9 protein-coding genes are annotated in these 6,851 nt (G+C 36.2%); 3 read left to right on the plus strand and 6 right to left on the minus strand.

Going from position 1 to position 6,851, the window contains the following annotated elements; genetic code table 11:
- Positions 1-696 precede the first annotated feature (696 nt).
- On the plus strand, positions 697-1,638 hold the full coding sequence (locus F893_RS16645; protein WP_004282236.1) for a replication initiation protein: 942 nt from the start codon (positions 697-699) through the stop codon (positions 1,636-1,638).
- Here F893_RS16645 and F893_RS16650 read toward each other — a convergent pair.
- Positions 1,628-1,897 carry a mobilization protein gene (locus tag F893_RS16650; RefSeq protein ID WP_004282235.1) on the minus strand — a complete coding sequence of 90 codons (270 nt, stop codon included), beginning with the start codon at positions 1,895-1,897 and terminating at the stop codon, positions 1,628-1,630. The genes F893_RS16645 and F893_RS16650 overlap by 11 nt on opposite strands.
- 206 nt (positions 1,898-2,103) lie before the next feature.
- On the opposite strand from F893_RS16650, the gene mobQ reads away from it, so the two are divergent.
- Entirely contained in the window at positions 2,104-3,057 is a 954-nt protein-coding gene (mobQ, locus tag F893_RS16655; RefSeq protein ID WP_005254162.1) for a MobQ family relaxase, read from the plus strand.
- The gene (locus tag F893_RS16660; protein WP_005254164.1) at positions 3,054-3,524 is read left to right on the plus strand and encodes a hypothetical protein; all 471 of its coding nucleotides are present in this window, start codon (positions 3,054-3,056) and stop codon (positions 3,522-3,524) included. The genes mobQ and F893_RS16660 overlap by 4 nt, the downstream gene beginning before the upstream one ends.
- A 6-nt stretch (positions 3,525-3,530) precedes the next feature.
- Here F893_RS16660 and F893_RS16665 read toward each other — a convergent pair whose 3' ends face one another.
- From F893_RS16665 to F893_RS16685, 5 genes are all read right to left on the minus strand, one after another.
- The gene (locus F893_RS16665; protein WP_034436856.1) at positions 3,531-3,974 is read right to left on the minus strand and encodes a hypothetical protein; all 444 of its coding nucleotides are present in this window, start codon (positions 3,972-3,974) and stop codon (positions 3,531-3,533) included.
- A 130-nt stretch (positions 3,975-4,104) separates the two neighbouring features.
- A complete protein-coding gene (locus F893_RS16670) occupies positions 4,105-4,869 on the minus strand; it encodes a hypothetical protein (RefSeq protein ID WP_205929691.1) in 765 nt (254 codons plus the stop codon).
- Between the two features lie 177 nt (positions 4,870-5,046).
- Positions 5,047-5,466 carry an META domain-containing protein gene (locus F893_RS16675; protein WP_034436859.1) on the minus strand — a complete coding sequence of 140 codons (420 nt, stop codon included), beginning with the start codon at positions 5,464-5,466 and terminating at the stop codon, positions 5,047-5,049.
- A 205-nt stretch (positions 5,467-5,671) separates the two neighbouring features.
- Positions 5,672-5,962, minus strand: coding sequence for a type II toxin-antitoxin system YafQ family toxin (locus F893_RS16680; protein WP_005254173.1), 291 nt, complete (start codon positions 5,960-5,962; stop codon positions 5,672-5,674).
- A complete protein-coding gene (locus tag F893_RS16685; protein WP_005254175.1) occupies positions 5,949-6,209 on the minus strand; it encodes a type II toxin-antitoxin system RelB/DinJ family antitoxin in 261 nt (86 codons plus the stop codon). The genes F893_RS16680 and F893_RS16685 overlap by 14 nt, the downstream gene beginning before the upstream one ends.
- Positions 6,210-6,851: the final 642 nt, after the last annotated feature.

A 6,851-nucleotide genomic window follows, 5' to 3' on the forward strand; every position in this document is an offset into this window, starting at 1 on the left:
TGGGCTTTTTTAATGATCTATCACGTTCCACGCTCAATATTTAAATAATGTTCCACGGTTTTGATTAGATATTTTAATCATTCCAGTAAGAGCCGAGCGAGTGTCTACGAGCGACCACCTGGCATTAAAATTTCGACCCTGCCTTTTCCCTGATTACAAGCTCACTTTTGCTTCGTAACGAAAGATACAGAGCATCCCGAATGGGTGCGAACTGTATTAGTCAAATTCTAGACGAGCGAAGCGAGCATAAAGACTACTGAGCGAAGCGAAGGCATAGTCTCTTTTTTATTAAATGCTCAATTCATATTTGAAAAAAACAGCCCCTCAACCGAGCGAAAGCGAGGTTAAAACATCCGAGCTTTAGCGAGGGCATAGGGCTGTTTTATTTTCTGTATTTTCCTTTTTTATCTTTTAAAAAGCTTTTAAAAGCTTTTAGACCCCCTTCTAGCCCATATCTAGCAAGGCTTTCAGACTTTAAAAAAGTACTTTTACCGGACAACTAAGTACTTTTACCGGACAAAACGCATTTAAAAAAGTACTTTTACCGGACTTAAAAAGTACTTTTACCGGACATTAAGGTACACAAATTTAGATGTACTTTTTTTAAAAAAGTACAAAAATAATAGTCAAATTTTAAGCAATAATATACTATACAGGTACATATCCGAAAAAGTACTTAATAGGCATTGGAGTTATATGGACGAAAATAAAAAAACGTATCCACCTTCTTGGGTTGTGATGCAAAATAATATTCAAGAATGTTTTAAAAGTATGAATATTGATGAAAAGCGTATATTGATACTTGCTAGTCCAATTGCTAGAACTACTCAAGCAACAGAAAAAGATCCTATTATGATTACCGCTGAAAAATTCGCTGAAGAGTGTGGAATTAAAACGCATTCAGCATATACACAGTTAGAAGTAGCAAGTAGAAATCTGATTAAGCGTAGTTTTTCTTATAACAATGAAAGAGGGAAACGTGTTCTGTCTAATTGGGTAATTGATTGCATTTATGAAGATGGAGGTATTGCAATTCGATTCCCTGAGATCGTTTTATTGATGCTTACAGAATTTGATAAATTAAATCCATATACAAAGTACAAAAAAGACATCGTACTTAGTCTAAAAAAAGATTACTCATTCGATTTTTATCACTTAGCTAAAAAACATCAGGCTATGGGAAAATTTGAAATGTCTTTAGAAAGAATAAGAACTGAATTTGGCTTACCTGAGTCTTATCACGATCTAAGTAATCTAAAAAAACGTGTTATCAATCCATCACTAGATGAGATCACAGCTAATACAGATATTGCCCTAACTTATGAAAACGTTAAAAAAGGGCGTTCTGTGGTTGGCTTTAAGTTTACTGTCAGAGAGAAGCCCAAGCCTAGATTAATAGCATCAGAGCGAGAGCAAGAAACACTAGATATATTCCGCAGTCTGTCTGATGGTCAAATCAATACCTACAGCTCTATTTTGTCAAAAGTAGGTAGTATTAGTGATCTAGCTGGAGCAAAAGACTATCAAGCATTTGCAATTTGGATTGCTAATATTTTACGAGATCCAAAATCAGTCAGAGAGGAAACCGCAAAACGTATATTTAAAGCCTTGCGGACTGAAACAGATTTTAAAGGTTAAAAAGCTGTCTATCCCGATCTTCTGTTAAATACTCGTTGAGTTCAGCGAGTATTTTTTCTTTGTTGGCTTCATTACTTTGCATCTTTTTAATTAAATAAGAACCGAGCAAAATTTTACGTCGAGTATCATCCTTCCTTTCCTGCTCTTTTTGCTTTGACCTTTCTCTAGCTTCGATAGCTTGTTTGCGAGCCTTTAACTGTTTCAGCTTTTCTAACTGGGCTTCGATTTTCTTTTCGAGAGTTTCAGCAGCTTTTGTCATGATTCAGATTTCGGGATATAGAAAACCACTCAAGCATAAGGCCCTATGAATTGAAATTCAAGCGGGCTATATGCTATCGTGTTTTTCATGAAATGCGCACTTACGACTTGGATTTCATCCAAGTCAAAGTTTGCGTAAGGGGTATCCCCTTAACCCCGAAAAATTGCTACGCAATTTTAAAAGCAAAACCAGCATAAGGCTAAGGCATGGCGATTTATCACTGTACGACTAAGACCGTTAACCGAAGTTCGGGACGAACTGCGGTTGCATCTATGGCTTATCGTGCAGGAGAAAAATTGACAGATGAACGAACAGGATTAACGCACGACTTTACGAGAAAAGAAGGTGTGGTTTATACGGAAATTCTTTCTAATTTGGATACTGAATTAGACCGAAGCAAAGTCTGGAATCTGGCAGAAAAATCAGAAAATCGGAAAGATGCCCGAACTGCACGTGAATGGGTGATTGCTCTACCAGATGAACTAGACGAAGAACAGCGAAAAGAACTAGCAAAAGAGTTTGCCCAATCTTTAGTAGACCGTTATGGGGTGGTTGCAGATTTAGCCATTCATGCCCCTAGTCATAATGGCAGTGATAAAAATCATCATGCGCATATCTTATTGACTACCCGTAAGGCTGAACTGGATCAAGATCATAATTTGGTGCTAAAGGATAAGACCGATATTGAGTTAAGTAATACCAAAAGAAAAACTCTAGGTATGGGAACAAGCCAGGAAGAAATTAAACAGATCCGATTCACCTGGGCAAAGCTAGCCAATCATGCCCTCGAACATGCAGGGTATCGAGAAAGAATCGACCACCGTAGCTATGCCGATCAAGGTAAGGCTCTACAAGCCACTATCCATGAGGGTAGTAAAGTCACCCAGATGCGCAGAAAAGGCATAGATACTGAAATTAGCCGTTTCAACGATATGATCAAACAGCAAAACAGCCAGCAGCTCCAATACAAACAACAGCAAAAGGAAAAGACCTTGGAACAAGGTTTCAACCGTGTTGAGCAAGGTTTCGAGCAATGGAAGAAAGATCAGGAAGCGCAACGTCTGGAACTTGAGCAAAGGCAAAGATTGAAATTGGAACAAGAGCAGAAAATGAAACAGACGCAGCGTATTAAATACGGAAGAAGTGGGCCATCGCTATGAGCAACCAAAATGACTTAGACGATCAACTATATATTTTACTGGCTTCCATGAAAGAATACAGAGAAGCCATAGCAGACGATAACAAGCGATTAGAGGCGTTTTACAACAAAGTAGCTAGTGGGGTGCTAGAGCAGAGCAAAAAGACCCTAAATAACGCAAATCAGGAAGCCACACGCGCCCTTCAAGGACGTATTCATGAACTAGATAAGGCTACTGATAAACTGAATTACAGATTCATTGCCCTGTTATGTGTAATTTTCCTCAGTCTGGTGCTGGTTTTCCTGTCTTTCATATTTTTATTCATTCCAAGTTTTGACGAGATCAAAGAACGTCGTGCAGAAGCAGCTTGGCTAGAACAAAGATATAACCTGGATATTAAAAACTGCAACGGTAAATCCTGTGTCCGGATTATGAAAAATGACTGTCACGGGCCAAACAAAGATTATTGCGTGATTGACCCTAAATAGTGCTTGTTAAAGCGGAGCCGCAATCCAGTAGCCGTGGTTAGCGCAAACATCTGGAATAGGGCTAGTAATAGATTGAGGTTTCGTTGGGTACTGACCTCCACCAAGTCTAATTTCATCACCTACAAAAACTTTATGATTATTAAATTTGTTGGTAATACTAATCCTACCGTCACTTGTATATTCTAACTCGCTGCTATTAGCCCAGATAATAAAAGGGCTGGTATCACTGTTTAGACGAATACAACCATGTGGATCTAAATGTAATTTGCCACCTGTCAGTGAGAGCATATAAGTCTTTGTTTCAGGACTTTGCTTAATAAAAATTACAGGTTTTACAGGTTTTACAGGTTTTACAGGTTCTATGGCATTAGAAACTAAGGTAGGTTTTGCCATGCAACCAGTCAGTACAGAAATGATGAAAAAACTTTGAGCTAAATTATATATTTTCATAGTCAACCAAATTTTGAGATGGGACAGTACTTTGCTTGGTTTCTTTCATTATTCAATTTATACCAGTACGCGCAAAGTGGCTCGACTTTGAAACATGGCTAAAGCCATATTTCAAAGCATCGAGCTAAGTTTATAACTCGTATAAACGTAAAGATTTTAGTAGTTGCAGCCATAATAAGTGTCTTTCTGACACTACTCTACTGGGAGTATTTGATCCGCTAATTACACGAGTTTTAGCAGACGTAATTTCAGAGTATTGTATTGAAGTTAGCTGATCTGAGGATAAATTCACATTTCTTTTTTTTATTTCAGCTAATTTAATTTTCACATTACCTTTTCCTTGGACATAAGGATATATCTCTAGCATTGGAAATCTTTTACCTACATCATTTTCTGCAATAAAAAATAATTGTGGTTTAGGTAAGAACTTTGCTGGAAATAGAATTTCACTCTTACTATTCAATTGAATTAACTGATTAAATTTTGGATCAATTAAATAATATTTAATCTCAGGATTATAAGGTAATGCGGTACTAGAAATTGGATAATAGTAAACAATCTTATCGTTCTTAATACGCTTATCTAGAACGATGTATAGATTATGTCCTAGATATTCAGGTTCAATATTCAATTTTTTCCCGAACTTTAATCTGCCTCTGATTGATTGATTACCTGTCGTTGGCTCAAAAAACACTTCTCTGAGCTGTTCATTCATTGGAATTAATACGTCAGCTATCAAATACCCTCTGGTGGTACTACTATTTACAACAGGTACATATCTATTAACCTTAATTTTCCAGCAGGAAGCGGCTGAGCATAAAGTGAAATTAGATACATTAATTTTCCCTTTATGGTCATTACCAGAAACAGTCAGGTTTACTCTTAAACGTGACATATTAGCTTTTTGGAGCCCCTTATATACTTCTAATTCTTGAGGGGCAAAAGCAGGAGAAGCCAGTATAGACGTGGAAAATATAAGTAAGATTAGTAAAGAAAAAAATCTCATTTTTTGTGAAATCTCACTTTATAAAAAATATTTATGATTTTCATCAGTGTACTGCAAGAATTCAGGCTACTTGTTGACTTGAACACCTTTAAAAATCAACTTCTCTTTTTTTTGTGTTTCTATAAGCAGTTGTACCTGCCCCTTACGAGATTGAAGATACAATGTGGGAGAATTCACCAGAATATCTATCATCGTACTTTCACGTAAGTTGATATCATCAGGACAGCCCATCATTGTGGCAACAATTGGCTGTTCAGCATATAAACGATTGCCTTTAAAATGAATACCAATCGAATTTATATTACAAAATAAATTACCAATATACAGCATCTTATCTGCAAATTTTAGCGTGATGGACTGGTCAGGTTTTGAAGCCAAAAATAATGAATCTATACGTTCACTATTAGCATTTGTTGCCTCGATCAATTGCCAAGAAAATTTTGCTAAGGTCTGTTCACCAGAAGATATTACTTGTAATTCTTGCATCTTGGATTGATCGGCTGATGAAGGCCTATGACAAGCGCTCAAAAGTCCAACGACGAACATCAGTATAAATATTCTCGTCATCGTTATTGTCCGTATAAGAGATTCTAAAATTAATATAATACACGTTATCCGAAGTCAAAAATGGGTGCCTTAAGCTCCCATTTTTGAAGATTATTTTAAAATTTTGTTATTGATATTTGGTCACTCAAATTACCAATTCACTATGACTGCCTAATCGAACTAATTTCAAAATTAGCAGTTCACCTTCTTCTGTTTTCTTATAGATTAAAACAAGATCTGGTTTGATGTGGCAATCACGATAACCTACCCAATTACTGACCAAAGCATGGTCACGATACTTTTCAGGCAAAGGTTCATCAGCTTGTAATAACTCTAAAACAGTTTGTAGTTCAGTATCTACTGTATTTCGATGCTGGCCTTTTTTCTCACGTTTATAGTCTTTCTTGAATGCTGATGTGTACTTAATCGTCCGCATTTAGATCAGCCATCAAGTCTTTTACAGAAGTGAAGCTCTTTGCTTTGCTTAGATCTTCTTCCATTGCTGCAATGGTTTCAGCATTAGGTTGCCAAATTTCAAAAGGCAAAGCCTTTTCTTTAGCTACTTTGGTCAATAACAAACGGACTGCATCTGAGACGGTTAAGCCCATTGTTGCTAGAACTTCCGTTGCTTCATGCTTAATGTTTTCATTGATGCGAGTAGTTACTAGTGCATTTGAAGCCATGTTAAGCCCCTATGATTAACATTGTTAATCACACTATATTCCTAGATGACGAAAAGTTCAATTCGTATAACAGCCATTATGTTAAATGGAGAATAAAATACGATCATATATTTATAATCCAATTCTTTTTTTGATAGAAAGAACCATTCTTTCTTTATTTAAATATCTGATACAGTGGCACTTATATAAAATATTATAACTTAGGTGATCCATGCCTAGCCTAACTCTCAAAGCGACATCAAAAAGATGCTTCGAGCCTAAAGTTCTAATGATTCTAATTGAGTGTCTGCCTGATGAACAAAGGCCTCCTATCAAAGAGTTATTAACCTCTTATCCTGTAGAAATTAAACTAAATTTAACTCCAGAAGTCTTAGAACCCACTGTCGAAAAAATACTAAAACGATTAGGCAGAGTATTTATTATCAGTAAGTAGATCAGTTCTGAAGTTTTCTTAAAATTAACATAATACACGTTATACGAAATGCTATATTTTCTTTCATATAAATCATAATCTTATTGCATAGTAAAAAGCCCAAGCATCTGTGCCTGGGCTTTTTTAATGATCTATCACGTTCCACGCTCAATATTTAAATAATGTTCCACGGTTTTGATTAGATATTTTAATCATTCCAGTAAGAGCCG

The sequence above is a fragment of the Acinetobacter sp. CIP 102136 genome, from assembly GCF_000369685.1.
GTDB lineage: Bacteria > Pseudomonadota > Gammaproteobacteria > Pseudomonadales > Moraxellaceae > Acinetobacter > Acinetobacter fasciculus.